This window comes from Aminobacter sp. DSM 101952 (assembly GCF_001424795.1).
Lineage (GTDB): Bacteria > Pseudomonadota > Alphaproteobacteria > Rhizobiales > Rhizobiaceae > Aminobacter > Aminobacter aganoensis.
In genome coordinates this window covers 40,742-67,025 of sequence record NZ_LMCL01000007.1, presented here as the reverse complement: position 1 = coordinate 67,025, position 26,284 = coordinate 40,742, and the positions used below count along the sequence as shown (strand labels likewise).

Sequence of the window (26,284 nt, the reverse complement as noted above, 5' to 3'; positions counted from 1 at the left end):
TGCAATCTGTCGCGTCCTTCGTTGTCGAAGTAGCTTCAACCATAAGGAATGCCTGCACGAACCGAGCCGGTGACCTTCCGACCTCCAGAAAGGAAACGCGTCCATGACCAAGCCTTATGTCCGTCTCAACAAGGATGATGTTGCTGTTCTTCTCGTCGACCACCAAACCGGCCTTCTGTCGCTGGTTCGTGACATCGACCCGGACAAGTTCAAGAACAATGTTCTGGCGGTGGCCGACATCGCCAAATATTTCAAGTTGCCGACCATCCTGACCACCAGCTTCGAAAACGGCCCGAACGGCCCGCTCGTGCCGGAACTGAAGGAAGCGTTCCCCGATGCGCCCTACATTGCCCGCCCTGGCCAGATCAACGCGTGGGACAATGAGGAGTTCGTCAAGGCTGTGAAGGCTACCGGCAAGAAGCAGCTGCTCATCGCCGGCGTCGTCACCGAAGTCTGCGTCGCATTCCCGGCTCTCTCCGCCATCGAGGCTGGCTTTGACGTTTTCGTCGTCACCGACGCTTCGGGCACCTTCAATGAAGTGACCCGTCATTCGGCCTGGGATCGCATGAGTGCCGCAGGCGCTCAGTTGATGACCTGGTTCGGCGTAGCCTGTGAGCTGCACCGCGACTGGCGCAATGACGTCGAGGGTCTGGGAACGCTGTTCTCGAACCATATCCCGGACTACCGCAACCTGATCACCAGCTACAACACGGTGACCTCGGGCAAGTAGGCAACCCGCCGCTCCGGATCATCGTTCGATGGTCCGGAGCGTGGCGTTGTTGTTCGAACAGGCCCGAGTTCGTGTCGGGCCGGCAACGCGATGGCGACCTGCGCTGTCGCGTTTTTGTTTTTCCGGGGGGCAGTGGTGGACAAATTTTTGGCCGCTCGCCCTCCAACACATTGTTCTCATTGTCTTTTCAAAAAAACTTTCGCCTTCTTTTTCCACGCCTCCGGACACCCGGCCTAAGATCAGTCCATCTCCCTCAAGGGAAACCTGGTGCGCACCGGGTGCCAGGTGAGGGGGACGGTGTCTTGGCCGGCGGCGCTGACGGTGGCGTTGCTGGGTGATGAGCCCCCAGGTCGAGGCCCTGCCAGCCGTGGCGCGAAAATGCGCCGACGGCACGAGGGTGGGGCAAGCGCACCGGCGGACGCGTGGTGGCGTGCCGCAATCAGTCTACTGAAGAAGGCGCGCCCCATGCGTCGGCTTCCCTTGGAAAATCCGGCTGGTGCGCCAGGCCGGGCAGTATTTCGTGCGCGCTCCCCCTCAGGCAAAAGGTGTTTTCACATGAAACAATCAAGGCAAATGGACGACCGCAGCGTCATCGACCAGCGACTGCCATACACGGTGCGCAAGGTGGCCGGGCTTGCCGTGCGCATCGCCGCCACGCGCGACGGCGCGGCCCTGCGCTGCTCGCGCCGCGCCTGCCGCAAGGACGGCTGCTGCCGCGCCGATCATTATGGCCGCGAGGGCGCCCACTGCACCGGCAAGCCCTCCAGCCGCGCCGCCAGCGAGGTCGAGGCGATGATGACCTTTCTCGCCGCGCTGTCGATGGGGGCGGTGCAGGTCTAGGTGGCGCGGGAGGCTGTCGCAGGGTGGCCGACCGAAGCGAGCGCGAATGATATGTGGGCGCCGGTGTCTAGGTCCTCCCTCCCCCTTGTGGGGAGGGATAGAGGGTGGGGCGCCCCTGCGGCCATGCTCTGTGCCGCCGGAGGCGAATTCACCCCCMCCCCTTACCCTCCCCACAAGGGGAGGGAGGACGTCGGCGTTTTGCCGCGCCTCATCCTTCGACAGGCTCAGGATGAGGGGCTCAGCCACAGAGGCGCAGGATCGGGTGCCCGGGCGAAAACCCCTAGATCACGTTCAGCTCGCGGAACGGCCGGTCCTCGGCGATGCGCTGGTAGCCAAAGGCCGAGCAGTCGATCGAGCGGTAGCCGCCATGGACGATGAGTTCGGCCAGCGCCTTGCCCACCGCCGGTGCCTGTTGCAGGCCGTGGCCGGAAAAGCCGTTGGCGAAGATGAAGTTTTCGACCTCGGGGTGCGGACCGATGACGGCGTTCTGGTCGAGTGCGTTGTAATCGTAGTGACCGACCCAGGCCTGCGTCGCCTTGATCGCCTCGAAGGCCGGAACGCGTGTCGCCAGTGCCGGCCAGATCACCTCTTCGAACAGGCCCCAGTCGGGGTTGAAATCCTGCGGATCGGCGGCCTGCTCGCCGTCCTCGCTCTCGGCCCCGCCGGTGATGTAGACCGAGCCCTCGGGCCGGACGTAGACGCCGCTCGGGTCGACCATCAGCGGCATGTCGGCGAACCTGTCGCGCGTCTCGAAGACGAAGACGTTGCGCTTGCGGGGCTCGACCGGCAGGGCGATGCCGGCCATGGCCGAGACCTTGCCGGCGTTGGGCCCGGCGGCGTTGACGATGGTGCCGGCCTCCAGCCGCTCGCCATTGGCCAGCGTGACGGCAACCACGCGGTTGCGCTCGCGCTCGATGCCGGTCACCTCGGCGGTGATCAGGTCGATGTTCCTGGTTTTCAGCGCCTTGCGGAACAGGCCGAGCATGGCATGCGCGTCGAACCAGCCTTCGCCCGTGCGGCCATAGGCGCCGGCGGAAATGCCCTCGGTCGAGATCCACTGGAAGCGCTTCGCCAGCTGCCCGGCGTCCTCGAGCACGATGTCGGCGCCCTCGGCCATCTGCGCCCGGTGGTTGGCTTCGAGGATCGGCAGGCCGTTCTCGCCGGCGAGGATCAGGTAGCCGCCCTCGCGGAAGCCGATGTCGGCGTCCGGGCCGAACTCGTCCTTCAGCCGCCGGAACAGGCCGAGCGTGAACTGCGACAGGCGGATGTTCTCGGGGATCGAGAACTGCTGGCGGATCGAGGCGCAGGACAGCGTCGTTGCCGAATGGGCGAATTGCGGGTCGCGCTCGATCAGCGCGATCGAGCCGCTAAAGCCCTCGTCGCGCAGGTAATAGGCGACCGAGCTGCCGACGATCGCGCCGCCGATGATGACCACGTCGTAGCGTGCCATGGAATGTTCCCGTCCAGATTCGATGGAGGACAAAAGCAGTTACGTCATTGCCGGGCAAGCCCTTGCAAGGGCCAGCATTGCCGGGCAAGAAGACCAGATGTCACATTCTGTTTCCCGCCCGCGCCGTTCGGTGCTTTTCGTGCCTGCCACCAACGACAAGGCGATCGCCAAGCTGCCCCAGCTTGCCTGCGATACCGTCATCTTCGACCTCGAGGATGCCGTGCTGCCCGAGCAAAAAGCCGCGGCGCGCGACAGGCTGGCCAAATTCTTCGTCGAGCGGCCGCAGGGCGCGCGCGAATATGTCGTGCGCATCAATTCGCTGAAGAGCCCGTGGGGCGCCGACGATCTCGCGGCGGCGAGCGGCTGGGCCACCGATGGCGTCGTGCTGCCCAAGATCGAGACGCCGCGCGACCTGCTCGAAGCCAATGACGTGCTCGACGAGGCCGATGCCCCCGACACGCTGAAACTGTGGGCGATGATCGAGACGCCGCGGGCACTGGTCAATTTGGCGGCCATCGCCGAGCTCGGCCGCGACCCCGCCGCGCGGCTGTCGTGCCTGATCGCCGGGCTCAACGACCTCGCCAAGGATACCGGCGTGATGATCACGCCCGACCGCCGCTACCTCCAGCCGTGGCTGTTGCAGATGGTGCTGTGCGCCCGCGCCGGCGGGGTCGACATGCTTGACAGCGTCTCCAACGATTTCCGCGACCTCGACGCCTTTGCCGCCGAATGCGGCGAGGCTGCCGCGATGGGCTTTTCCGGCAAGACCGTCATCCACCCGGCCCAGATAGGCCCGGCCAATGCGGCGTTCTCGCCGTCGGCCGAGGCGCTTGCCGAGGCGCGCGCCGTCGTCGGCGCCTTCGCGCTTCCCGAAAATGCCTCGCGCGGTGTAATCTCGCTCGGTGGCAGGATGGTCGAGCGGCTGCATCTGGTGCAGGCCGAGAAGATGCTGGCTCGGGCGGCGATGATCGCCGAGATGACGGGAGACGAAAAATGAAACTCTACCGCTTCCTGACCGGTCCCGACGACGCCACCTTCTGCCACAAGGTCACCGCCGCGGTGAACAAGGGCTGGCACCTGTTCGGCTCGCCGACCTATTCCTTCGACGCCGACAGCAAGACCATGCGCTGCGGCCAGGCCGTGGTGAAGGACGTCGAAGGCCACGACTACGAGGCCGGCGTCACCAAGCTCAGCGATTTCTGATTTTGTGGCCGCTGCTTATTCGGCGGCTTCCTCCAGCCTTTCCATGTCGTCGTCGGACAGGCCGAAATGGTGTCCGATCTCGTGGATCAGCACATGGGTGACGATGTCGCCCAGCGTCTCCTCGTTCTCGGCCCAGTAGTCGAGGATGGCGCGGCGGTAGAGCGTGACGCGGTTGGGGCCTTCGCCGGTCTGCGGGTTCCAGCGCTCGGCGATGCCGCGCCCCTCGAACAGGCCGAGCAGGTCGAACGGCGTTTCCAGCGACAGGTCGTCCATGATCTCGTCGGTGGGGAATTCGGCCAGCTGGATGACGACCTCGCCGGTCAGCTGGCGAAACTCCTCCGGCAAATGGGCATAGGCTTCGAGCGCCAGCAGCTCCATTTCCTCGATCGAGGGCGAAAGCTGGTCATGCCAGGCGCGGGTCTTGTAGATGCGGGCCATTATTTGTCCTTTTGGGGGCATATAGCCTTTTGCCGCCACGCTTACGAGGCCTTTGCCGCCCGGGCGATAAATAAGCGGTGAGCGCGGTTCCCCAGGGAGAGGAATAAATTCCCTGCGAATCGGCTTGACTCTCCCTGGCGCCTCTGGAATCTATAAGAACATAACAGGAACAATTAACCGGAGGCATATCGACATGGCGACCAGCGCCGTGGCGCGGGACGTCGTTTTTGCCCTGCGCCAGAAGATAGCGAAGATCGAGGGCACGCTGCCCGAGCTGCTGGTGTCGCCGTCCGACAACCGTCCGACGACCGGCGTGCTGGTTCGCCGCAACGGCATTGCCTCGGCGCGCGACGTCTTCCTGCCGACCGGCGTCGAGGGCCTCGACGAGGCCCTCGGTGGCGGGTTGCCGAAAGCTGCCCTGACCGAGATCCATGGAACCGAGACCCGCAACGCCGGTGCGGCTGCGGGGCTGGCGCTCTGTCTCGTCAGCCGCATGCTCAAGGAGCGGTCGCGGCCGCAGGATCTGCTCCTGTGGGTCGGCACCGCCGAGATATTCCGCGAGGCAGGACTTCCCTATGCGCCGGGGCTGGACCGGTTCTTCGGTATCCCGGCTGGAAGCCTGCTGCTCGCCGAGGCGCCGAAACCGGCCGATGTGCTGTGGATCGCCGAGGAGGCCGCGCGTATCGAGGAGATCGCGGCCATCGTCGTCGAGCTGCGCGGCAATCCGCGCAACGTCGACCTCACGGCGACGCGCCGCCTGCATCGGCGCGCGCAGGACAGCGGCCGCCCCGTCTTCCTGCTGCGCCAGTCGGCCGAGCCGGAGCCCACCGCCGCCCCGGTCCGGCTCGTCGCGGCTCCGGCTCCGGCATCGCTTCGTCATACGCTCGCCGGCCCGCTCTCAGGTTCCATCGGCCCGCCCGCCATTTCGGTCGAGATCGGCAAGAGCCGCACGGCACTTCCCGGCAAGTTCATTCTGGAATGGAACCCCGATGCACGCACCCTCGAAGAAAGAAGACACAGCCCAGAGGATCGTGTCGCTGTGGTTTCCGCATCTCGCGGCCGAGCGGATCCTCAGGCGGCGGCTGGGACGGTCGTGGCGTTCAGGCCCGCGGCCGAGCCAGCCCCTGGTGGTCAGCCACCGCGAGAACAACACCCAGCGCATCGCCGCCCTCGACGCACAGGCTGAAGCACTCCGGCTGAGGCCGGGAATGGGCATCGCCGAGGCGCGCGCCATGCACCCGTCGATCGACGTCGTCGAGGCCGATCCCGAAGCCGACCGCCGGCTGCTCGAAAGCCTTGCCGACTGGTGCGACCGCTACACGCCGCTGGTCGCGCTCGACGGCGACAACGGCCTGTTCCTCGACATCACCGGCTGCGCCCATCTCTTCGGCGGTGAAAAGGCCCTGCTCGCCGATCTGATGGCCCGCTTCTTCCACCAGGGTTTCGACGTCCGCGCCGGCCTCGCCTCGACGCCGGGCGCGGCGTGGGCGGCAGCACGTTTCGCCGCCGGCCACATCATCGCTGCGGGTGGCGAGCGCAATTTCCTTGCCCGCCTGCCACTCTCGGCGCTGAGGATCGATGCCAGGACGAAGACCGGCCTCGAAAGCGTCGGGCTGCGCACCGTCGGTGCGATCATGGACGGGCCGCGCGCCCCGCTCGTCCGCCGCTTTGGGGCCGAACTCATCGAACGTCTCGACCAGGCGCTTGGCCGGCTCGAGGAGGCGATCTCGCCGCGCCTGCCGGTCGCCCCGCTTTCGGTCGAACGCCACTTCGCCGATCCGCTGTCGCTTCTCGACGACATCGAGCGGTTGATCGGCCTGCTCGCCGCCACGCTCAAGGTCGACCTCGAACGCCGGGAAGAGGGTGCGCGGGCGCTTGAACTTTTGCTTTTCAGGGTCGACGGCGCGGTCAGCCGCATCACGGTCGGGGCGTCGCGCCCGATCCGCGAGCCGACGCTGGTGCGCAGGCTGTTCCATGAGCGGCTGGCGACGCTCGGCGAGACCATGGATGCCGGCTTCGGCTTCGATCTCGTGCGCCTTTCGGCCCTGTCGACGGCCGCGTTCGATGCACGGCAGGCCGATCTCGCCGGCGAAATCGACGACGATGGCGAAGAATTCGCGATTTTTGCAGATCGCGTCACGGCCCGGCTCGGCGAAGCCGCCATGCTCGAACCTGCCACCGCCGAAAGCCACCTGCCGGAACGTGCCGCCCCCGCATTGCCCTATGCCCGGGAGGAGGCGCGCAGGAGCATGGCCGGCCCAGCCCGGGCAGCGGCGCCGGCGGGCAGGCGCCCGGCCGAACGGCCCGTCCGCCTGTTCCGGCAGCCCGAGCCCATCGACGTTCCGGCGACCGAGGTGCCGGACGGGCCGCCGCTCCATTTCCGCTGGCGCCGGGCCCTGCATCGAGTCGCCCGTGCCGAAGGACCCGAGCGCATCGCGCCCGAATGGTGGCGCGAGGAGGCGGACGCGCCGACGCGCGACTATTACCGCATCGAGGATGCCGACGGCCGTCGCTACTGGCTCTACCGGCAGGGCCTCTACAACGCGCAGGCCGCAGCCCCGCGCTGGTTCCTGCATGGGGTGTTCGCATGAACATGGCTGCTGCCCCGATCGGCTATGCCGAGTTCGGCATGCAGTCGAATTTCTCGTTCCTGCGCGGGGCGTCTGCGCCGGAAGAGCTGGTCATCGCGGCGAAGTTTCTGGGGCTTTCGGCGGTCGGCCTTGCCGACTGCAACACGGTGGCCGGTGTCGTCCGCGCGTGGAAGATGGCACAGACGGAGGGGCTGTCCTACCACCCCGGCTGCCGGCTGGTCTTTGCCGACGGTACGCCCGACATCCTTGCCTATCCCAGGGATCGCAAGGGCTGGGGGCATCTGTGCCGGATGCTGACCCAGGCCAATACCCGGCCTGAAAGCGAAAAGGGCGCGCCGCTCCTCTACCGGCACGATCTTTTCGAGTGGGGCGATCTGCTGTCGCTTGCCGTGCTGACCGACGTCACGGCTACCTCGGAAGACGATGCCGCGCTTCTGCGCAGCCTCAAGGCACGCTTCGGTACCTCCCTGTGGCTGGCTGTCGCGCCGGATTTCGGCGGCGACGACCGCTTCAGGATCGAGCAGGCCGCTGCCCTGGCAGAGGTCACGGGCGTGCCGCTGATGGCGACCAATGATGCGCTCTACCATGCACCGGGCCAGCGGCCGCTGCAGGATGTCCTGACGGCGATCCGCCTCAGCGTACCCGTTGCCGAGGCTGGCTTCGAGCTCAAGGCGAACGCCGAACGCCACCTCAAGGCGCCTGTCGATATTGCGAGGCTTTTCCGCAACCACCCGGAGGCCCTGGCCGAGACGCTGCGCTTCGCCGAAAGCCTCACTTTCTCGCTGAAGGAGCTCCAATACAATTATCCCGACGAACCGACGGAATCGGGCCTCGAACCGCAGGCGGAGCTTGAACGTCTCACCTGGGAAGGTGCAAGGAACCGCTATCCGGATGGTGTCTCGGAGAAGGTGCAGGGGATCATCCGGCATGAGCTCCGCATCGTCGAGACGCTCAGCTACGCCCGCTATTTCCTCACCGTTCACGAGATCGTGAAATTTGCGCGCTCGGAAGGAATCCTCTGCCAGGGCCGAGGCTCGGCAGCCAATTCGATCATCTGCTACTGCATCGGCATCACCGATGTCGGACCGGAGATCGTCGACATCCTGTTCGAACGCTTCATCTCGGAAGAACGCGGCGAGCCGCCTGACATCGACGTCGATTTCGAGCATGAGCGGCGCGACGAGGTCATTGCCTTCATCTACGAAAAATACAGCTCCAAGCGCACCGCGCTCGCCGCTTCCGTCGTCACCTATCGCGGCCGCTCGGCGCTGCGCGAGGTGGCCAAGGCGATGGGGCTTTCCGACGACGTCAGGGGCGCCTTGTCGGGTTCGATATGGGGCTGGTATTCATCCGAACTCGGCGAGAAGGAAACGGCAGCCGGGGGGCTCGACAAGGCCGACCCCGTGACGCGGCATGTCGTCGACCGCGCCAACGAGATCATGGGCTTTCCCCGCCACCTGTCCCAGCATGTCGGCGGCTTCGTCATCACCAGGGATCGGCTCGACGAGATCGTGCCGATCATGAAGACGGGCATGGAAGAGCGCAAGATGGTCGAGTGGGACAAGGACGACCTCGATGCCGTCGGCATCCTCAAGGTCGACATCCTGGCGCTCGGCATGCTGACCTGCCTGCGCAAGGCCTTCAACCTGCTCGAAGCGCATTACGACGAACGCGACCCCTACGGCCGGCCCTATACGCTCGCCACCCTGCCGCAGGAGGATCAAAGGGTCTACGACATGATCTGCCGGGCAGACACGCTCGGCGTCTTCCAGATCGAGAGCCGGGCGCAGATGTCGATGCTGCCGCGGCTCAGGCCGCGCAAGTTCTACGACCTCGTCATCGAAGTGGCGATCGTCCGGCCAGGCCCGATCCAGGGTGACATGGTGCACCCCTATCTGCGCCGCCGGCAAGGCAAGGAAAAGGTTGAATTCCCCAAGAAGGAACTCGAGGACATCCTGGGCAAGACGCTGGGCGTGCCGCTCTTCCAGGAGCAGGCGATGAAGATCGCCATCGTTGCCGGCGGCTTCACGCCCGGCGAGGCTGACAAGCTCCGCCGCGCCATGGCCACCTTCAAGCGCACCGGCACCATCGGCAACCACCGCGCCAAGATGATCGAGGGCATGGTCGGCCGCGGCTACCAGCGCGACTTTGCCGAGCGTTGCTTCAAGCAGATCGAGGGCTTTGGCGAGTATGGCTTTCCCGAAAGCCACGCCGCGTCCTTCGCGCTGCTCGTCTATGCCTCCTGCTGGTTCAAGGCCTTTTATCCCGACGTCTTCTGCGCGGCGATCCTGAACTCCCAGCCGATGGGTTTTTACCGTCCGGCGCAATTGGTGCGCGACGCCCAGGATCATGGCGTCGAGATAAGGCAGGTCGACATCAATCGTTCCGTCTGGGACTGCACGCTCGAACGTTCGGGCTTCGACCCGAAGCGCATCCAGCGGCGTCACGGCGAAATGCGCGATGTCATCAGGACCAGCCACGCCGTCCGGCTCGGCTTCCGCCAGATCAAGGGCCTCGGAGACAAGAAGATGAATGCCTTCGCCGAACGGCGCGGCAAGGGTTATGTCTCGGTGCGCGATGTCTGGCTGCGCTCCGGCCTCGACGTCGGCGAGATCGAGCTGCTCGCCCAGGCAGATGCGTTCCGCTCGATCGGTCTCGACCGGCGCGCCGCATTATGGGCGGTGCGGGCGCTCGACGGCAGGAGTGCCGCCGAAATGCTGCCGCTGTTCGACCGCCCCGACGTGCGGCTGGTCGACAACGAGCCCGAGACCCGGCTGCCGCAGATGCCGCTCGGCGAGCATGTCATCCACGACTATCGGTCGCTCGGCCTGTCGCTGAAGGCGCACCCGGTCGCCTTCCTCAGGCATCATCTCGACCGCACCGGCATCACACCCAACGCCAGGCTCGGCGACGTGCCCGACGGGCGGCGCGTTTCCGTGGCGGGGCTGGTGCTGGTCCGCCAGCGGCCGGGCAAGGGCAATGCCATCTTCCTCACGCTGGAGGATGAGAATTCCATCGCCAATGTCATCGTCTGGGCGCGGGTCTTCGAGCGTTTCCGGCCGGTCATCATGGGCTCGAAGTTCATCCGCGTCACCGGCAAGCTGCAGAAGGAATCGGACGTCATCCACATCGTCGCCGACAAGCTGGAGGATCTGACGCATTGGCTGGCGGCCATGTCGGAAGAGCTGCAGGCACCGGCCGACGACAAGGCTGCGCCGGCGCAGGCACATGCGGCCAGGCAAAGTGCTGCCGAGAAGGCGGCAAAGGACCCGCGTGTCGTGCAGAGCTATGAAAGGCTCGTCCGCAAGACCAGCGGCGTCATGCCCAAGGGACGAAACTTTCAATGAAACAGGGCCTGGAAGGAGGCCTGGGTTCAGTCGGCAGACGGAGTGGTTTTCGGTGCTGCCTCGTCCGGAATCTGCCGCGCCTCGGAGGGCAGCATCACGGGGATGCCGTCACGCACCGGGTAGGCGAGGCGGGCGAGCCTGGACACCAGTTCGCCGCGCTCGGCATTCCAGGTCAGCGGACCCTTGGTCAGCGGGCAAGCCAGCAGCTCGAGCAGCTTGACGTCGATGTCGCGTTTGTTGGTGGCTTCAACCATCCAGGCTCTCCACGGGTCGGGCTGGGGCAATTCCAGGAAAACTATGCAGCGGCTTTCCGGCCGGGATTGCCACAAACCAAGAGAAGACAGAGCGTTTCGCATTCGAAGAAAAGCGAAGAGAGCTCTATTGCAGGCTCGAGCCGAAATCCTCGTTTTCGCGCGCCAGTGCCATTTCGGTGATCGCGATCAATGTCTCGGCGCGTGTCTTGAGGTCGGGCGCCTCGAGCAGCGCCTGCTTTTCGGCAGCGCCGTAAGGCGCCATCATCGACAGCGCGTTGACCAGTATGGCGTTGTCGGCGCGGCTGACGCTCTCCCAGTCGGCGTCGAGCTCGTTGGCCTGGAGATAGGTGCGGAACGCCCTGAGCAGCGCCGGCCGGTCGACATCCGCGCCGGCCTTGTCCTCGCCGAGGTCGGCGCCGAAGCAGGTGATCTTGCATTGCCGGAACGGCGTCTTGACGGCCAGCTCCTGGCTGACCCGGAACCGGCAGACGCCCTGCAGCGAGATCAGGTAGCGGCCGTCGCCGGTCTCGGCGAGCGAGGTGATGCGGCCGATGCAGCCGACGGGGCACAAAGCCGGTTCGCCGTCGGGATGCAGCGTGCCGTCGAGCGACGGCTGGATCATGCCGATCAGCCGCGATCCGGCAATCGCTTCGTCGATCATCTGCAGGTAGCGCGGCTCGAAGATGTTGAGCGGCATGCGGCCGCCAGGCAACAGCAGCGCCGCCGTCAGCGGGAACACCGCCAGCGTCGTCGGCAAATCGCTGTCGAGCCTGTAATGCGCGTTTCCTGCCTGCATCTGTTCCTCAGTCGGATACCCCTTCATCTGGGGCCGCAACGGTCGAGCGCAAGGGCGCCGGCGACAAAACCGTTACGAAAACAGCAGCGACGACAGCTTGCGCCGCGTCGCCAGCGTCACCTCGTCGGTGAAGCCCCAGGCCTCGAACAGCTTGAGCAGCTGTGCCCTGGCGCCGTCGTCGTTCCAGGTCCGGTCGGCCTTGACGATGGCGAGCAGGCTGTCGGCGGCCTCGGTGCGCTGGCCCTTGGCGTTCTGGATCATGGCGAGGTCGAAGCGCGCCTGGTGGTCGCCGGGGTTCTGGGCCAGCCGGCGCTCCAGTTCGGCCGAATCGCCGAGGGCGGCAGCTTCTTGGGCAAGCGCGATCCTGGCGCGCACCGAAGCCAGCGCCGGCGCATCCTGCTTGCCTTCGGGGGCGCGTGCCAGCACCTCGTTCGCGCCGTCGGTGTCGCCGGCCTCGAAGAGGATCTCGGCCAGTGCGCCGATGGCATCGAGATTGTCGGCAGCCTGCTCGAGCACGGCGTCATAGATCTGAACCGCCGTCTGCAGGTCGCCGGCGTCGCGCGCCTCGGCGGCGGCGGCGAGCGCCTCGGCGATCTGCGGCTGGCCGCCATCCTTGCCGGCGACCTTGTCGATGAAGTCGCGGATCTGGCTCTCGGGCACGGCGCCCATGAAGCCGTCGACCGGCTGGCCGTTCTTGAAGGCGATGACCGCCGGGATCGACTGGATGCCGAGCTGGCCGGCGATGGCGGGATGGTCGTCGATGTTCATCTTGACGAGCTTGACGCGGCCGCCCGCGGCCTGGACGACGCGCTCGATCACCGGCGTCAGCTGCTTGCACGGGCCGCACCAGGGCGCCCAGAAGTCGACCAGCACCGGCTGGTTGCGCGATTCCTGGATGACGTCGGCGCTGAAGGCCGCGGTGGTGGTGTCCTTGATGAGATCGGCCGCCGGCGCGGCATCGCCGGCAGGCGCGCCGCCAAACTGCACATTCGCGGCATACTGGCTGCTCATGCCGCCGAAGGGGTTGTTCTCGTTGCTCATACTGGCTCTTCCGGTGTGTATTCAGGGCCCGCCGGCCATCGGCCGCGGCTGTCAGCCCACCATGTGGCGATCAGCCGGTGACTTTCAAGATAACAGGATCGTGGCCGGTTGCCTTGACGAATTGCAACAGGTCGGCGGCCGCGATCGAGGTCGTCGCCTCGTTGGTCAGCGGGTGGGCGTTGATGACGGCGTTTTCCATCAGCGTGCTGTCGAGCACCAGCCTGACCCTGCCCGAGGTGTCGTTGATCAGCCCGAAGACCGTCACCGCGCCCGGCGCGACGCCGAGCAGCTCCATCAGCGCTTCCGGCTTGCCGAAGGAGACGCGGCTCGCCGCGCCGATCAGGTGATGGATCTGCTTGAGGTCGACATCGGCGTCCTCGTCGACGGTCACGAGGAAGAAGCTGTCCTTCTTGTCCTTGAGGAACAGGTTCTTGGTGTGGCCGCCGGGAATGGTTCCGCGCAGCGCCTGCGAATCGGCGACGGTGTAGAGCGGCGGGTGCTCGTGCGTCTGGACGGCGATGCCGAGGCCGTCGAGGAAGGCGAGCAGCTCGGCCTTGGTCCTGGGATTCGGTGCGCCGATCATGGCCGCCTTCGTCAAAATTGTTCGATTTCAGGGTTTATGGGCAAAGCCCGGCGCCAAGACAAGCCCGGCCGGCACATCAGAAGGCTCCGTTTGCACGGAAATCCGGGGTTTGCCAGGGTGTGGACGAAGAGCCGAAAAAAGATCGCGCTTCCCTGTTGCATTCGCCGCGAGCTTCGGCCATATAGGCGCCGTTGCGGCGACGAGCCGCGCGAGCGGGTGTAGCTCAGGGGTAGAGCACAACCTTGCCAAGGTTGGGGTCGAGCGTTCGAATCGCTTCACCCGCTCCAATATATCCCACGAAAAAGGCCGCGGCTTACCGCGGCCTTCGTCGTTTCTGGCGGGCTGAAGCGGCAGCCGACCACAGATGCGATGGCGTCGAGCCTCAACGCAATGTCGGCGCGCGAAGCTTGCAGGCGAAGGCGCTGCCAAGTGATCCGGCCCCGAATCGCCCGAAGATGGCCGAGCCGGGTGCAAAACTCAGTCCAGGGCGCGGTCGAGGTGGGTGTAGCCGCCGTCGACGAACAGCCATTGGCCGGTGGTGTGGCTGGCCTTGTCGGAGAGCAGGAAGATGACCGTGTCGGCGATCTCCTCCGACGTCGTCATGCGCTGGCCGAGCGGGATGCGGCGGGTGATTTCTTCCAGGCGCGCTTCGGGATCGTCGAAGGTCTTCAGCCATTTTTCGTAGAGCGGCGTCATCACCTCGGCGGGGATGACCGCGTTGACGCGGACGCCGTCGCCGCGCAGGGCGGCAGCCCATTCGCGGGTCAGCGACAGCTGCGCGCCCTTGGCGGCGGTGTAGCCGCTGGTGTTGCCCTGGCCGGTGAGGGCGGTCTTGGACGAGACGTTGACGATCGAACCGCGCGCCGTCTTCAGCCACGGCAGGCAGTGATGGGCGGTCGTGTAATAGTGGATCAGGTTGCGCTCCAGCGATTCGCGGAAGGCGTCGGGGCCGGCATCGAGGCCAATGCCGTCATTGATGCCGGCATTGTTGACCAGCCCGTCGATGCGGCCGAACGCCTCCGCCACGGTCTTCACCGCAGCTGCGATCTCGGGGTCGTGCATCAGCTCGAGCTGGATGAATTTCGAGCGCGGCGAGGCGGCCTTGAGCTTCGCCGCGAAGTCGTCGGCCAGAGGGCTGCGTCCGAAGACGACGGGGACGGCGCCCTCCGCCGCGAGGCCGAGCGTGACCGCGCCGCCGATGCCGGCGCCGCCGCCTGTGACGATGACCACCTTGTCTTTCAGGCCGAGGTCCATTGTCGTCTCCGTCGAAGCATGGTCCCGAAAGTCGCAGACTTTTGGGGCAAGGTCATTGGCCGGGAACAAACTGCCGGAGCAAGTAGTCCCTAGCCGCGGAACTGGAAGTCCTCGAGCGTCGCCGGCTTCATCTCAATGGAGAAACCGGGCGCGCTCGGGGGCATGTAGGCGGCATTGCGGACCACGCAGGGTTCCTTGAAGTGCTCGTGCAGGTGGTCGACATATTCGACGACGCGGCCCTCGCGGGTGCCGGCGATGCAGACATAGTCGATCATCGACAGGTGCTGGACATATTCGCACAGGCCGACGCCGCCGGCATGCGGGCAGACGAGCAGGTCATACTTCGCCGCCATCAGGAGCACGGCGAGGATCTCGTTGACGCCGCCGAGGCGGCAGGAATCGATCTGCACCACGTCGATGGCGCCGCGCATGATGAACTGCTTGAACATGATGCGGTTCTGGCACATCTCGCCGGTGGCGACCTGAACGGGAGCCACGCCCTCGCGGATCTTGCGGTGGCCCTCGACGTCGTCGGGATTGGTCGGCTCCTCGATGAACCACGGCTTGGCGAAGGCGAGGTCGCGCACCCAGTCGATGGCCTGGTCGACCTCCCAGACCTGGTTGGCGTCGATCATCAGCTGGCGGTCGGGGCCGAGCACGTCGCGGGCGATGCGCAGGCGGCGGATGTCGTCGGCCTTGTCGCGGCCGACCTTGAGCTTGACGTGGTTGAAGCCGGCATCGACCGCTTCCTGGCAGAGCCGGCGCAGCTTCTCGTCGCCATAGCCGAGCCAGCCGGCCGAAGTGGTGTAGCAGGGGTAGCCCTCGCGCTCGAGCGTGGCGATGCGCTCGGCCTTGCCGGGCGCCTTGTCGCGCAGCATGGCAAGCGCTTCGTCGGGCGTGATGCAGTCGGTGATGTAGCGGAAGTCGATGCAGCGCACGAGCTCTTCCGGCGACATGTCGGCGACGAGCTTCCACACTGGCTTGCCCGACATCTTGGCCCAGATGTCCCAGACGGCGTTGACGACGGCACCCGTGGCGAGGTGGATGGCGCCCTTGTCGGGCCCGATCCAGCGCAGCTGGCTGTCGGAGGTGACATGGCGCCAGAAGGCGCCCATGTCTGATGTGACCTTGTCCATGTCCAGGCCGACGACGAGGTGGCGCATCGCCTCGACCGCCGCGCAGCAGATCTCGTTGCCGCGGCCGATGGTGAAGGTCAGGCCGTGACCCTCGATGCCGGGTGCGTCGGTTTTCAGGATGACGTAGGCCGCCGAATAATCGGGGTCCGGGTTCATCGCGTCGGAACCGTCGAGATGCTGCGAGGTCGGGAAGCGCAGGTCGAGCACCCGCATGTCGATGATGCTGGTCATGGTCGGGGGTCCCTAAGGTTTCAGGCGGCGACGGCGCGCTGCTTCTGGGTGCCGAGGCCCTCGATGCCGAGGGTCATCGTCTGGCCGGGCTTGAGATAGACGGGTGGCTTCTGGCCGAGGCCGACTCCGGGCGGGGTGCCGGTCGAGATGACGTCGCCGGACTGAAGGCTCATGAAGCGGCTGAGATAGGCAACGACCTGCCGGACCGAGAAGATCATGGTCGTGGTCGAGCCGTCCTGGTAGCGCCTGCCGTCGACATCCAGCCACATCTTGAGGTTCTGCGGGTCGGCGATCTCGTCGGATGTGACCATCCATGGACCGGTCGGGCCGAAGGTGTCGCAGCCCTTACCCTTGTCCCAGGTGCCGCCGCGCTCGATCTGGTATTCGCGCTCGGAAACGTCGTTGATGACGCAGTAGCCGGCGACGTGGTCCATGGCGTCGGCCTCGTCGATGTAGCGTCCGGGCTTGCCGATGACGACGCCGAGTTCGACCTCCCAGTCGGTCTTGAGAGAGCCGCGCGGGATCTCGACGTCGTCGTCGGGACCGACGATGGCCGAGGTCCACTTGTTGAAGACGATGGGTTCGGCAGGGATGGCAGCACCCGTCTCGGCGGCATGATCGGCATAGTTGAGGCCGATGCAAATGAACTTGCCGATGCGGCCGACGCAGGCACCGAGGCGCAGGTCCTGCTGCGGGGTGCCAGCAACCAGCGGCAGGGTCTCGGGGTCGATGCCGCGCAGGCGGGCGAGGCCTTCGGGAGCCAGCACGTCGCCGGCGATGTCGTCGACGATGCCGGACAGGTCGCGGACGCGGCCGGAGGCGTCGAGCAGGCCGGGCTTTTCATTGCCCATGGGGCCGTAACGGAGCAGTTTCATTAGGTGTCACCTTGCCTGGAAAGAAGCCGGAGGCGGCGGGCCGCCTCCGGGGATGATCGTGATCAGTCGTACAGCACGGCTGCGATGTCGGGCTGATCGATGTTGGTCTTGTCGTAGTAGTAGAAGCCGGTGTCGATGTTCTTCTCGACCGCTTCGCCCTTGGCTGCCTTGACCGCTGCCTCGACCGTCTTGTAGCCGATGCCGACCGGGTTCTGGGTGATGGCGCCGGCCATCTGGCCGTCGCGGATCGCCTGCTTCTGCTGGGCACCCGAATCGTAGCCGATGATCACCAACTGGCGGCCGAGTTCCTTGGCGCCGTTGACGACGCCGATGGCCGAGCCTTCGTTGGCGCCGAACATGCCCTTGAGATCGGGGTTGGCCTGCAGGATCGCCTTGGTGATTTCGGTCGACTTGAGGTGATCGCCCTCGCCATATTCGATGGCGACGATCTCGACCTTCGGATGGGCCTCCTTCATGCGGTTGACGAAGCCGTCGCGGCGATCGATGCCGGTGCGGCTGGTCTGGTCGTGCACGACCAACGCCACCTTGCCTTCGTCGCCAATCAGTTCGGCCATCTTGTCGGCGGCAAGGGCTGCGGCGGCGATGTTGTTGGTCGAGGCGGTGGCGACCGGGATGTCGCCTTCGACGCCGGAGTCGAAGGCGACGACCGGGATTTTGGCGTCCTTGGCCTGCTGCAGCAGCGGCAGCGCCGCCTGGCTGTCGAGGGCGGCGAAGCCGATCGCCGCCGGCTTCTTGGCGAGGGCCGCGGCCAGCATGTCGATCTGGCGGTCGACCTGGGTTTCCGAATCCGGGCCTTCGAAGGTGACTTCGACGCCGAGGTCGGCGGCGGCCTTGTCGGCGCCCGCCTTCACGGCCTGCCAGAACTGATGCTGGAAGCCCTTGGAGATCAGCGGGATGTACATCTTGTCCTGGGCCAGTGCGAAGCTCGAGCCGTAACCCAGGATCGCTGCGGCGCTGATGGCGCCGAGCACGGTGCGTCTAGTGAACATGGTTCCTCCTGATGTTCATTTTCCGATCCGAATTTGCATTCCGAATTTTTCCTGGAGCGTGTTCGCTCTCTTCTTGGTGTTGGCGCAGCAACGGGCTGCGCGAAGCAGGCCTTCCTCAAAGCCTGCGGCGCCGCAGAATGTCGGTGTAGACGGCGAGAATGATGATCGAGCCGGTGACCACGGTCTGCCATTCCTGGGCGACCGAAAGGATGCGCAGGCCATTGGCGAGCACGGAGATGATGAGCGCGCCGATGAGCGTGCCGATGATGGTGCCGCGGCCGCCGGAGAGCGAGGTGCCGCCGATGACCACCGCGGCGATGGCGTCGAGCTCGTACCCCTGGCCGAGCGCGGGCTGGGCCGAATTGAGCCGCGAGGAGATCAGTAGCCCGGCGATGCCGCAGATCGAGCCGGCAAGCGCGTAGACGGCGATCTTCCAGCGGTCGGTGTTGACACCGGACAGCCGGACCGCCTCCTCGTTGGAGCCGAGCGCGAAGGTGAAGCGGCCGAGAATGGTGCGCTCGAGGATGAAGCTGGTGGCGATCGCGACCAGGAACAGGATCAGCACGCCATTGGGGATCGGCAGAGCTGGGAAGACGGAACCGATCAGCGAGCCTTGCGAGATCTGGGTGAAGCCCGGCGTGCCGTTGAAATAGATAGGCCGGGTGCCGGAGATGACCAGCGACAGGCCCTTGAGGATCAGCATCATGCCGAGCGTGGCGATGAAGGGCGGAATCTTGAGCTTGGCGACGAAGGTGCCCGACAGCGTGCCGCTGGCGGCACCGGCGAGGATGGCGGCCAGCACGCCGAGGCCGAGCGGCATGCCCCAGAAGGTCAGCACCACGCCGGCGATGACCGCGCAGAAGGTCATCAGCGTGCCGACCGACAGGTCGATGCCGCCGGTGATGATGACAAGCGTCGCCGCGATCGCCAGCACGCCATTGACCGACGTCGCCTGCAGGATGGCGATGATGTTGGAGGTCTGCATGAAATTGGGCGAGGCGAGGCTGAACACCAGGATCAGCGCGATCAGGCTGGCGAAGGCGAGGAGCCTGTGGGCGCCGGAGAATTTCGAACCCATCGAGACAATTCCGGTGGATGCGGTCGCACTCATTTGGCATCTCCCTTAGCCGGCTGGTTGTTCTGGTTGGCGCCTTCGCCGCGCAGGGTGGCGAGGTGCATGATCTCTTCCTGGCTGGCGCCGCCAGGCAAGATGCCGGTCAGGCGGCCCTCGCACATGACGGCGATGCGGTGGCTGAGCCGCAGCACTTCGGGCAGTTCGGACGAGATGACGATGATGGCGCGGCCCTGCCGGGCGAGCGCGTTCAACAGCTTGTAGATCTCGTTCTTGGCTCCGACATCGATGCCGCGTGTCGGCTCGTCGAAGATCAGCACCTCGCAGTCGCGCAGCAGCCACTTGGCGATGACGATCTTCTGCTGGTTGCCGCCGGAGAGCAGGCGCACTTCCTGGCGGTCGGACGGGGTCTTGATCGCCAGCTGGTCGATGTAGCGGCTTGCTGCATCGTGCATGGCGGCTTCCCGGAGCAGGCCGCCGGGGCCGGCGAAGCGGCGCAGGCTCGCCAGCACGACGTTGTTGCGCACGTCCATGCCGGTGGCGAGGCCGAAATGCTTGCGGTCCTCGGAGAGGTAGCCGATGCCGGCGCGCACCGCGTCCTGCGGCATGCGAATATCGACCTTCCTGCCGTGCATGAAGATGTCGCCGCTGTCGCGGCGGTCGGCGCCGAAGATGGCGCGGGCGACCTCGGTGCGGCCGGCACCCATCAGGCCGGCGAAGCCGAGGATCTCGCCCTTGCGTACGGAAAAGCCGACGTTGCGAATGGCCGCGCCGCGGTTGAGGTTCTTGACCTCCAGCACGACGTCCGAATTGGCATGGTCGGGCAAGTCGGGGCGCTCCTCTGTGAGCGCGCGCCCGACCATCATCGAGATGATCTTTTCGACCGGCGTGTCGGCAGCAGGCACGGTGCCGATATATTCGCCGTCGCGCATGACCGTGACGCGGTCGGCGATGCGCTTCAACTCGTCCATCTTGTGCGAGATGTAGACGATGCCGACGCCCTCGGCCTTGAGGCGGGCGATGATGGCGAAAAGCTCGTTGATCTCGGCGTCGTTGAGGGCGGCGGTCGGCTCGTCCATGATCAGCACGCGCGACCGGTAGGACAGCGCCTTGGCGATCTCGACCATCTGCTGGCGAGCGATGGTCAACCCGTCGACCAGCGTACGCGGATCGAGCTTCAGGTGCATGCTGGCGAAGATTTCCGCCGCATCGGCATTGAGCCTGGCTTCGTCGAGCAGCAGGCCCGCGGCCTTGCGCGGCTCGCGGCCAATGAACATGTTCTGTGCCGCCGTCAGGTGCGGCATCAGGTTGAGTTCCTGATGGATGATGCCGATGCCGAGGTCCTGGGCCTGGCGCGGCGAGTTGATCTCGACCGGCTTGCCGTCGAGCAGGATCTCGCCGCCGTCGCGGCGGTAGATGCCGGCGAGGATCTTCATCATCGTCGACTTGCCGGCGCCGTTCTCGCCCATCAGGGCATGAACCTCGCCGGCGCGCAGGTCGAGCTGGGCGTTGTGCAGCGCGCGCACGCCGGGGAACGATTTCTCGATGTCCTTCATCGCAACGAGGGCGGTCATGCGCGGCCTCCGTCGATGCCATAGAAGCGTGCCGCGGTGCCGCCGAGGATCGCTGCGCGCTGCGACTGGCCGAAATGGTCGAGCAGGCGGGCGGTGACCTCGTCCCAGAAGGCAAAGGGGGCGGCCAAGGTGAGCACCGGCCAATCCGAGCCCCAGATCAGGCGATCCGGTCCGAACCAGGTGAGCAGGCTGTCGACGGTCGGACGCAGGGCTTGCGCCGCCGCCTTCGGCGTCGCGCGGCGGTCGGCAGGCAGCTCGGTGAGCAGGCCGGAGAGCTTGCAGCACAGATGCGGGTGGCCGGAGAGCTCGGCCATGCCGAACTTCCACATGGCATGGCGCGGGTCGTCGGCCGGCGCGGCGAAGGCAGGCTTGGCGGCATGGTCGATGACGACGGGCAGGTCGGGGTGTTTCTCGACGAAGCGGCGCAGCGCTTGAAGGTGCTGCGGCATGACCAGCGCGTCGAAGCGCAGGCCGAGCCGCTTCAGCGCGGCGATGGCTCCGGCGTCCGGGCGGGTGGCGATCCAGTCGATGTCGTCGAGATCCTGCAGCATCGGCCGGACGCCCTTGAACAGCGGGTTTTTCGCGAGCAGTTCCAGCGACTGAACGCTTTCCGGCGAAGACAGATCGACCCAGCCGACGACGCCGGCGACGGCACTGTCGCTATGGCCCTGGTCGAGCAGGAACAGCGTCTCGGCTTCGGTGGGCGCGGCCTGGACGAGGACGCGCCTGACGATGCCGGCGGCTTCCGCCAGCGGGCGCATCTCGGCTGCGCCGAAATCGCGGTAGATCGGCTGGAGATGGGCGGCGTCAGGCGTCAGCCAGCCATAGTCGCCACGCCGGAGCGCCCAGTAGTGGCAGTGGCCGTCGATCCTTTCGATCATGGCCGCGGCCCCGCCTAGATGGTGACGCCGCCGTCGACCAGGACAGCCTGGCCGGTGACGAAGCGCGACTCGTCGGACAACAGGTAGACGACGAGTGGGGCGATGTCGTCGACGGTGGCGAGCCGGCCGATGGGCTGGCGGGCGATGAAATCCTTCTCGGCCTGCACGGGATCGGCAGCAGCGGCGATGCGGCCGCGCAGCGACGGCGTGTCGACCGTACCGGGGCACAGCGCGTTGCAGCGGACACCGCGGCGGACATAGTCGGCGGCCATGCCCTTGGTGAAGCCGATGACGGCCGCCTTGGTGGCGCCGTAGAGCAGGCGGTTGGGGAAGCCTTTGATCGACGAAGCCATCGAGGCCATGTTGAGGATCGACACGCCGCCGGTCTTTTCGGCGCGCTGGAGCATGCCGGGCAGGAACGCCCTGGTGGTGCGGTACATGCTCTTGACGTTGAGGTCGAAGCTGAAATCCCAGTCTTCGTCGCTGCAGTCCATGATGGTGCCGTTGTGGACGAAGCCGGCGCAGTTGAAGAGGCCGTCGAGCGGCGCCTGGCCTGCGCCGAAGGCGGCGACCGCCTTGGCGTCGCGGACGTCGAGACGATGGGTCTCGATGTTCTCGTGCTCGCCCGAAAGCGCCTTGAGCGCCTCGTCATTGATGTCGGTGGCGATGACGTGCGCGCCTTCCCTGACGCAGGCCAGCACGCTGGCGCGGCCGATGCCCTGGGCAGCGGCGGAAATGAAAATGCGTTTCCCGCGTAGTCGCATAACCGTCGCTCCTCCCAGCAAACTGCTTGCGCTTCTGTCTATATACGAACATACTATTCATAAATGAACCAACCTTGCAATGGGGAATTGTGAGGAGGGAATTGTGAGGCGGTCGACCGGGAGGATTTCGCGTCATGCCAAAAGGGCCGGCAAAGACCGCCAACAGCACAGACAAGGACGAGCGCTACCGCGCGCCCGCGCTCGACAAGGGACTCGATATCCTGGAACTGCTGTCGGAGCAGCCGGGCGGACTGACCCGGGCGGAGATCGTCAAGGCGATGGGGCGCGGCCCGAGCGAGGTCTACCGGATGCTCGAACGGCTGGTAGCGCGCGATTTCGTCAGCCGCTCGCCCGAGGGCGACCGCTACGCGCTGACGATGAAGCTGTTCATCCTTGCCCACCGGCACCCGCCGGTGCGCCGCCTGGTGGCGCGGGCGCAGCTGCTGATGGACGCGTTCTCGATCGCCGCCGGGCAGTCCTGCCACCTGGTGGCGCCGGATCGTGACGCGGCGCTGGTGGTGGCGCATGCCAGCCCGCCCGGAAACTGGGAGTTCGGCATCCGCATCGGCGCGCATATCGATCTCCTGACCACCAGCTCGGGCCATATCCTGCTTGCCTTCCAGGACGAGCATTCGCAAGCCGAGGCCGCGGCGCGCTGGGACGGCACCGACATGGCGGGGGCGCGGGAGAAGCTGGAACCGGTGCTGACCGCCTATCGCGACACCGGCCACCGCGTCGGCCCGAGCCAGCAGATGCGCGCCATCGACGACATCTCGGTGCCGATCCTGTCGCCCGACGGGTTTGCCATTGCCGTTTTGACCTGCCCCTACATCCAGAGGCTGGACGACAAGCAGGCCGACATCGACCAGACGCTGATCCTGCTCAAGGACGTCGCTGCGAAGCTGTCGCTGTCTTAGGCACGCTCCAACTGTATGTCGGGGAGGTCAGTGCCGCCCCTCACCCTTACCCTCTCCCCGTGCTTACGGGGAGAGGGGGGCGTCGGCGTTGAGGCTTCGTCCTTCTCCCCGTCATTACGAGGAGAAGGTGCCGGCAGGCGGATGAGGGGCGGCTGTGTCCTTGCAGGAAAAATACCGCTCCCTCGACAAGCTTCGGAGTGGGATGGGAGCAGCCTAGTCGAAGGGCTTCAAGCCCCCGGCGGCACCACGCCCTTGCGGACGGCGAAGTCGGCGTAGAAGCGGCGTTCCTGGGTCTGGATGACGGCGTAGGCCTGCTTGGCGCGTTCGTAGAAGGCGAAGCGCTCGATCCCGACCATTTTGGTTCCCGTACCTTCGATCAGCTTGCCGACCTCGCGCTGGACGTCGGGGATCTCGTCGGGCTTGCCGACCACCTCCATGCGGCCGAAGGCATCGTCGACGAAGGTGTCGACCGGCATCACCGACAGCACCGCCTTCATGACGCTGACGATGTCGCCGTCGATGCGCAGCGGCCGGCCGAAGACGGTCTGCCGCGCCATCGCATCGGCCGGGAAGTTGGCGTCGGCAATGATCAGGTCGTCGCCGTGTCCCATGGCGCGGAGCACGTAGAGCACGTCGGGGCCGAGCAGCGGGTCGATGCCGAGGAGCATTTTTGTCACCTGAGATGCGGGTTGCGGATGAGGGCAGCTGCCCGTTCGCTCCAGAATTGCAAGCGGTCCGCTTCGAAGCAAGGCGTCCGTCAGTGCATTTCAGCGGCTCTTCGGAGTGTGCAACGGCTTCCGCACTCCCGGACTGCCCTAAGCGTCGCGGACGAAACCTTCGGAGGCAACCAGAAGGTTGCGGGTGTAGTCCTGCGCCACGTTGCGGGTGGCGAGGTCGCCGGCCTCCAGCCGCTCGACCTCCTCGCCGCCCTGCATCACCATCAGCCGCTCGCACATGTGGGTGATGACGCCGAGGTCGTGGCTGACCATGACGAAGGTCAGCTTGCGGTCGCGGCGGACCTGTTCGAGCAGGTTGAGCACTTCGGCCTGCACCGAGGCATCGAGCGCCGAGGTCGGCTCGTCGAGCAAGAGGATCGAGGGCTCGAGGATCAGCGCGCGGGCGATCGCCACGCGCTGGCGCTGGCCGCCCGAAAGCTGGTGCGAATAGCGGAAGCGGAAGCCGGAGCCGAGGCCGACCTCGTCGAGCGCGCGCTGGATGCGTTTTTCGGTGTCGGCAAAGCCATGGATGTCGAGCGGCTCCAGCAACAGCCGGTCGACGGTCTGGCGCGGGTGCAGCGAGCCGTAGGGGTCCTGGAACACCATCTGGACCTGGCGGTAGAATTCCTTGTCGCGGCTCTTGCCAAGGCGCTGGCCGGAAACGTCGATGGTCCCGCCGGAGACGGGCGCGAGGCCGGCGACGGCGCGCAGCAGCGTCGATTTTCCTGAACCGGATTCGCCGACGAGGCCAAAGGACTCACCTTGCGCGACCGTGAGGCTGACGTCCTTGAGCGCGATGAAGTCGTCGTAGACGACGCGCAGTTTGTCGATCGAGAGAGCAGGGGTCACAGCAGCCACTCCGGCTGGCGGTCGAGCACGGGCAGCGGGTGCCGGTCAGCGCCGATCTTGGGCATGCAGTTGAGCAGGCCTTGCGTGTAGGGGTGTTTTGCCTGCGACAGTTCGGAGGCCTTGAGCTCCTCGATGACCTTGCCGGCATACATGACGATGACTCGGTCGCAGAAGGTCGAGACAAGGCGCAGGTCGTGCGAGATGAAGACCAGTCCCATGCCGCGGTCGATGACGAGACGATCGAGAATGCGCAGGATGTCGAGCTGGACGGTCACATCAAGCGCCGAGGTCGGCTCGTCGGCGATCAGCAGTTCCGGCCCGGCGATCAGCATCATCGCGATCATGGCGCGCTGGCCCATGCCGCCGGAGACCTCATGCGGGTAAAGGTCGTAGACGCGCTTGGGGTCACGGATCTGGACGGCGGCCAGCATGTCGAGCGCGCGTTCGCGCGCCTCCGCCTTGCCGACCTTCTCATGCGTGCGCAGGGTCTCGACGATCTGGCGGCCGATGGTCATGACCGGATCGAGCGAATATTTGGGATCCTGCAGGATCATGGCGATGCGGTTGCCGCGCAGCGCCCGGCGTTCGGCCGGCGAGGCCTTCAAGAGGTCGATGCCGCTGAATTCGAGCCGCCTCGCCTTGATCTCCGCCTGCTGCGGCGTCAGCCCCATGATGGCGCGGCCGGTCTGAGACTTGCCCGAACCGCTCTCGCCGACGATGCCGAGCCTCTCCTGCCCGAGCGCGAAGGAAACGCCGCGCACCGCTTCGACCACGCCGGTGCGGGTGGGGAAGGAGACGCGGAGGTCTTCGACATGCAATAGCGTGTTCATTGGCCACCGCTGCGCGTGTCGAGCGCGTCGCGCAGGCCGTCGCCGAGCAGGTTGAAGCCGAGGCTGACGATGAGGATGGCAGCACCGGGTGCGGCTGCCACCCACCACTGGTCGAGGATGAAGCGGCGGCCCGAGGCGATCATCGCGCCCCATTCGGGCAGCGGCGGCTGAGCGCCGAGGCCGAGGAAGCCGAGGCCGGCGGCGGTGAGAATGATGCCGGCCATGTCGAGCGTCACGCGCACGATCAGCGAGGAGATGCAGAGCGGCATGATGTGGCGCAGCACGATGCGCATCGGCGACGCGCCCATCAGCTTGACCGCCGAGATGTAGTCGGAGTTGCGCACCGTCAGCGTTTCGGCACGGGCGATGCGGGCATAGGGCGGCCACGATGTCAGGGCGATGGCGATGATGGCGTTTTCGATGCCGGGCCCCAGTGCCGCGACGAAGGCCAGCGCCAGCACCAGCTTGGGGAAGGCGAGGAAGATGTCGGTAATACGCATCAGCACCGCATCGATCCAGCCGCCGGCATAGCCCGCGGCGGTGCCGACCAGCAGGCCGATGGGGGCGGCGATGATCGCCACCAGCACGATGACCTGCAAGGTCAGGCGCGAGCCGTAGATCAGGCGCGAGAGGATGTCGCGGCCCTGGTCGTCGGTGCCGAGCCAATAGGTGGAACTGGGCGGCAGCAGGCGGGCGTTCCTGAGGTCGCCGACATAGGGCGAATGGGGCGCGAGCAGGGGGGCTGCAGCGGCGACGAACAGCAGCAGCAGGATGATGCCGAGGCCGATGACGGCGAGCCTGTTGGCGGTGAAGCGGCGCCAGGTCACGTAGGCGCGGCCGAGCCGGGCCTGGGTGCGCGACTGCGGGCGGTCGGTGAGAAGCCATTCGCGGCGAGTCATTGT

General features: G+C 66.2%; 26 protein-coding genes and 1 tRNA gene. 9 read left to right on the top strand and 18 right to left on the bottom strand.

Translation table 11 applies throughout. The features are described 5' to 3' along the window. Window positions 1-103 precede the first annotated feature (103 nt). Window positions 104-730: an isochorismate family cysteine hydrolase YcaC gene (gene ycaC, locus ASC75_RS08210; RefSeq protein ID WP_055972916.1), complete on the top strand. Its 627-nt coding sequence runs from the start codon at window positions 104-106 to the stop codon at window positions 728-730. 555 nt (window positions 731-1,285) lie between these two features. Next, on the top strand, window positions 1,286-1,570 hold the full coding sequence (locus tag ASC75_RS08205) for a hypothetical protein (protein WP_156381157.1): 285 nt from the start codon (window positions 1,286-1,288) through the stop codon (window positions 1,568-1,570). A gap of 280 nt (window positions 1,571-1,850) precedes the next feature. Here the strand turns inward: ASC75_RS08205 and ASC75_RS08200 are convergent, their stop codons facing one another. Then, window positions 1,851-3,020, bottom strand: a complete 1,170-nt coding sequence (locus ASC75_RS08200; protein ID WP_055972910.1) for an FAD-binding oxidoreductase — start codon at window positions 3,018-3,020, stop codon at window positions 1,851-1,853. A 97-nt stretch (window positions 3,021-3,117) separates the two neighbouring features. On the opposite strand from ASC75_RS08200, the gene ASC75_RS08195 reads away from it, so the two are divergent. Further along, window positions 3,118-4,017 (top strand): CoA ester lyase, encoded by a 900-nt coding sequence (locus ASC75_RS08195; RefSeq protein WP_055973084.1) that lies wholly within the window; start codon window positions 3,118-3,120, stop codon window positions 4,015-4,017. Beyond that, window positions 4,014-4,223, top strand: coding sequence for a DUF1737 domain-containing protein (locus tag ASC75_RS08190; RefSeq protein WP_055972907.1), 210 nt, complete (start codon window positions 4,014-4,016; stop codon window positions 4,221-4,223). Before ASC75_RS08195 ends, ASC75_RS08190 begins: the two co-directional genes overlap by 4 nt. 15 nt (window positions 4,224-4,238) lie before the next feature. On the opposite strand, the gene ASC75_RS08185 is transcribed toward ASC75_RS08190, so the two are convergent. Further along, on the bottom strand, window positions 4,239-4,661 hold the full coding sequence (locus ASC75_RS08185) for a metallopeptidase family protein (protein ID WP_055972904.1): 423 nt from the start codon (window positions 4,659-4,661) through the stop codon (window positions 4,239-4,241). 193 nt (window positions 4,662-4,854) lie between these two features. Between ASC75_RS08185 and ASC75_RS26695 the strand changes: the two genes are divergently transcribed. Genes ASC75_RS26695 through ASC75_RS08170 form a run of 3 tightly spaced genes read left to right on the top strand, consistent with a single transcriptional unit; the run spans window position 4,855 to window position 10,599 of the window. Further along, complete coding sequence (locus ASC75_RS26695; protein WP_055972901.1) at window positions 4,855-5,847, top strand: hypothetical protein; 993 nt, start codon at window positions 4,855-4,857, stop codon at window positions 5,845-5,847. Next, the gene (locus tag ASC75_RS08175; RefSeq protein WP_055972898.1) at window positions 5,789-7,252 is read left to right on the top strand and encodes a DNA polymerase Y family protein; all 1,464 of its coding nucleotides are present in this window, start codon (window positions 5,789-5,791) and stop codon (window positions 7,250-7,252) included. Before ASC75_RS26695 ends, ASC75_RS08175 begins: the two co-directional genes overlap by 59 nt. Before the next feature lie 2 nt (window positions 7,253-7,254). Next, window positions 7,255-10,599: an error-prone DNA polymerase gene (locus tag ASC75_RS08170; RefSeq protein WP_156381159.1), complete on the top strand. Its 3,345-nt coding sequence runs from the start codon at window positions 7,255-7,257 to the stop codon at window positions 10,597-10,599. Between the two features lie 26 nt (window positions 10,600-10,625). Here the strand turns inward: ASC75_RS08170 and ASC75_RS08165 are convergent, their stop codons facing one another. The 4 genes from ASC75_RS08165 to ASC75_RS08150 form a co-directional block, all read right to left on the bottom strand. Next, window positions 10,626-10,853 carry a Trm112 family protein gene (locus ASC75_RS08165; RefSeq protein ID WP_055972892.1) on the bottom strand — a complete coding sequence of 76 codons (228 nt, stop codon included), beginning with the start codon at window positions 10,851-10,853 and terminating at the stop codon, window positions 10,626-10,628. A gap of 124 nt (window positions 10,854-10,977) precedes the next feature. Next, window positions 10,978-11,649 (bottom strand): LON peptidase substrate-binding domain-containing protein, encoded by a 672-nt coding sequence (locus ASC75_RS08160; RefSeq protein WP_055972889.1) that lies wholly within the window; start codon window positions 11,647-11,649, stop codon window positions 10,978-10,980. Between the two features lie 72 nt (window positions 11,650-11,721). After that, entirely contained in the window at window positions 11,722-12,690 is a 969-nt protein-coding gene (gene trxA / locus ASC75_RS08155; RefSeq protein ID WP_055972886.1) for a thioredoxin, read from the bottom strand. A gap of 70 nt (window positions 12,691-12,760) precedes the next feature. Next, complete coding sequence (locus ASC75_RS08150; protein ID WP_055972884.1) at window positions 12,761-13,273, bottom strand: prolyl-tRNA synthetase associated domain-containing protein; 513 nt, start codon at window positions 13,271-13,273, stop codon at window positions 12,761-12,763. Between the two features lie 212 nt (window positions 13,274-13,485). Between ASC75_RS08150 and ASC75_RS08145 the strand changes: the two genes are divergently transcribed. Beyond that, a tRNA-Gly gene (locus ASC75_RS08145) sits at window positions 13,486-13,560 on the top strand. 190 nt (window positions 13,561-13,750) lie between these two features. Here the strand turns inward: ASC75_RS08145 and ASC75_RS08140 are convergent. The 8 genes from ASC75_RS08140 to ASC75_RS08105 all read right to left on the bottom strand — a co-directional run bounded on the left by ASC75_RS08140 (window position 13,751) and on the right by ASC75_RS08105 (window position 22,070). Next, window positions 13,751-14,527, bottom strand: a complete 777-nt coding sequence (locus tag ASC75_RS08140) for an SDR family oxidoreductase (RefSeq protein WP_055972881.1) — start codon at window positions 14,525-14,527, stop codon at window positions 13,751-13,753. A gap of 89 nt (window positions 14,528-14,616) precedes the next feature. Then, the gene (locus ASC75_RS08135) at window positions 14,617-15,894 is read right to left on the bottom strand and encodes an L-fuconate dehydratase (RefSeq protein WP_055972878.1); all 1,278 of its coding nucleotides are present in this window, start codon (window positions 15,892-15,894) and stop codon (window positions 14,617-14,619) included. A gap of 20 nt (window positions 15,895-15,914) precedes the next feature. Further along, window positions 15,915-16,769 carry a fumarylacetoacetate hydrolase family protein gene (locus tag ASC75_RS08130; RefSeq protein ID WP_055972875.1) on the bottom strand — a complete coding sequence of 285 codons (855 nt, stop codon included), beginning with the start codon at window positions 16,767-16,769 and terminating at the stop codon, window positions 15,915-15,917. 62 nt (window positions 16,770-16,831) lie between these two features. Beyond that, window positions 16,832-17,779 carry an ABC transporter substrate-binding protein gene (locus ASC75_RS08125; protein WP_055972872.1) on the bottom strand — a complete coding sequence of 316 codons (948 nt, stop codon included), beginning with the start codon at window positions 17,777-17,779 and terminating at the stop codon, window positions 16,832-16,834. A gap of 115 nt (window positions 17,780-17,894) precedes the next feature. Next, the gene (locus ASC75_RS08120; protein ID WP_055972868.1) at window positions 17,895-18,890 is read right to left on the bottom strand and encodes an ABC transporter permease; all 996 of its coding nucleotides are present in this window, start codon (window positions 18,888-18,890) and stop codon (window positions 17,895-17,897) included. Then, the gene (locus ASC75_RS08115) at window positions 18,887-20,425 is read right to left on the bottom strand and encodes a sugar ABC transporter ATP-binding protein (RefSeq protein ID WP_055972866.1); all 1,539 of its coding nucleotides are present in this window, start codon (window positions 20,423-20,425) and stop codon (window positions 18,887-18,889) included. The genes ASC75_RS08120 and ASC75_RS08115 overlap by 4 nt, the downstream gene beginning before the upstream one ends. Continuing rightward, a complete protein-coding gene (locus ASC75_RS08110) occupies window positions 20,422-21,306 on the bottom strand; it encodes an amidohydrolase family protein (RefSeq protein ID WP_055972863.1) in 885 nt (294 codons plus the stop codon). Before ASC75_RS08110 ends, ASC75_RS08115 begins: the two co-directional genes overlap by 4 nt. A 14-nt stretch (window positions 21,307-21,320) precedes the next feature. Further along, window positions 21,321-22,070 carry an SDR family oxidoreductase gene (locus ASC75_RS08105; RefSeq protein ID WP_055972860.1) on the bottom strand — a complete coding sequence of 250 codons (750 nt, stop codon included), beginning with the start codon at window positions 22,068-22,070 and terminating at the stop codon, window positions 21,321-21,323. Window positions 22,071-22,204: 134 nt separating this feature from the next. On the opposite strand from ASC75_RS08105, the gene ASC75_RS08100 reads away from it, so the two are divergent. Continuing rightward, entirely contained in the window at window positions 22,205-22,987 is a 783-nt protein-coding gene (locus tag ASC75_RS08100) for an IclR family transcriptional regulator (protein WP_082496470.1), read from the top strand. Between the two features lie 227 nt (window positions 22,988-23,214). On the opposite strand, the gene ASC75_RS08095 is transcribed toward ASC75_RS08100, so the two are convergent. The 4 genes from ASC75_RS08095 to nikC all read right to left on the bottom strand — a co-directional run bounded on the left by ASC75_RS08095 (window position 23,215) and on the right by nikC (window position 26,281). After that, window positions 23,215-23,655: an RbsD/FucU domain-containing protein gene (locus ASC75_RS08095; protein WP_055972857.1), complete on the bottom strand. Its 441-nt coding sequence runs from the start codon at window positions 23,653-23,655 to the stop codon at window positions 23,215-23,217. 147 nt (window positions 23,656-23,802) lie between these two features. Further along, window positions 23,803-24,552, bottom strand: a complete 750-nt coding sequence (locus tag ASC75_RS08090; protein WP_055972854.1) for an ABC transporter ATP-binding protein — start codon at window positions 24,550-24,552, stop codon at window positions 23,803-23,805. Next, window positions 24,549-25,382, bottom strand: coding sequence for an ABC transporter ATP-binding protein (locus ASC75_RS08085; RefSeq protein WP_055972850.1), 834 nt, complete (start codon window positions 25,380-25,382; stop codon window positions 24,549-24,551). Before ASC75_RS08085 ends, ASC75_RS08090 begins: the two co-directional genes overlap by 4 nt. Next, window positions 25,379-26,281, bottom strand: a complete 903-nt coding sequence (nikC, locus tag ASC75_RS08080) for a nickel transporter permease (protein ID WP_055973080.1) — start codon at window positions 26,279-26,281, stop codon at window positions 25,379-25,381. The genes ASC75_RS08085 and nikC overlap by 4 nt, the downstream gene beginning before the upstream one ends. Between the last annotated feature and the right edge of the window lie 3 nt (window positions 26,282-26,284).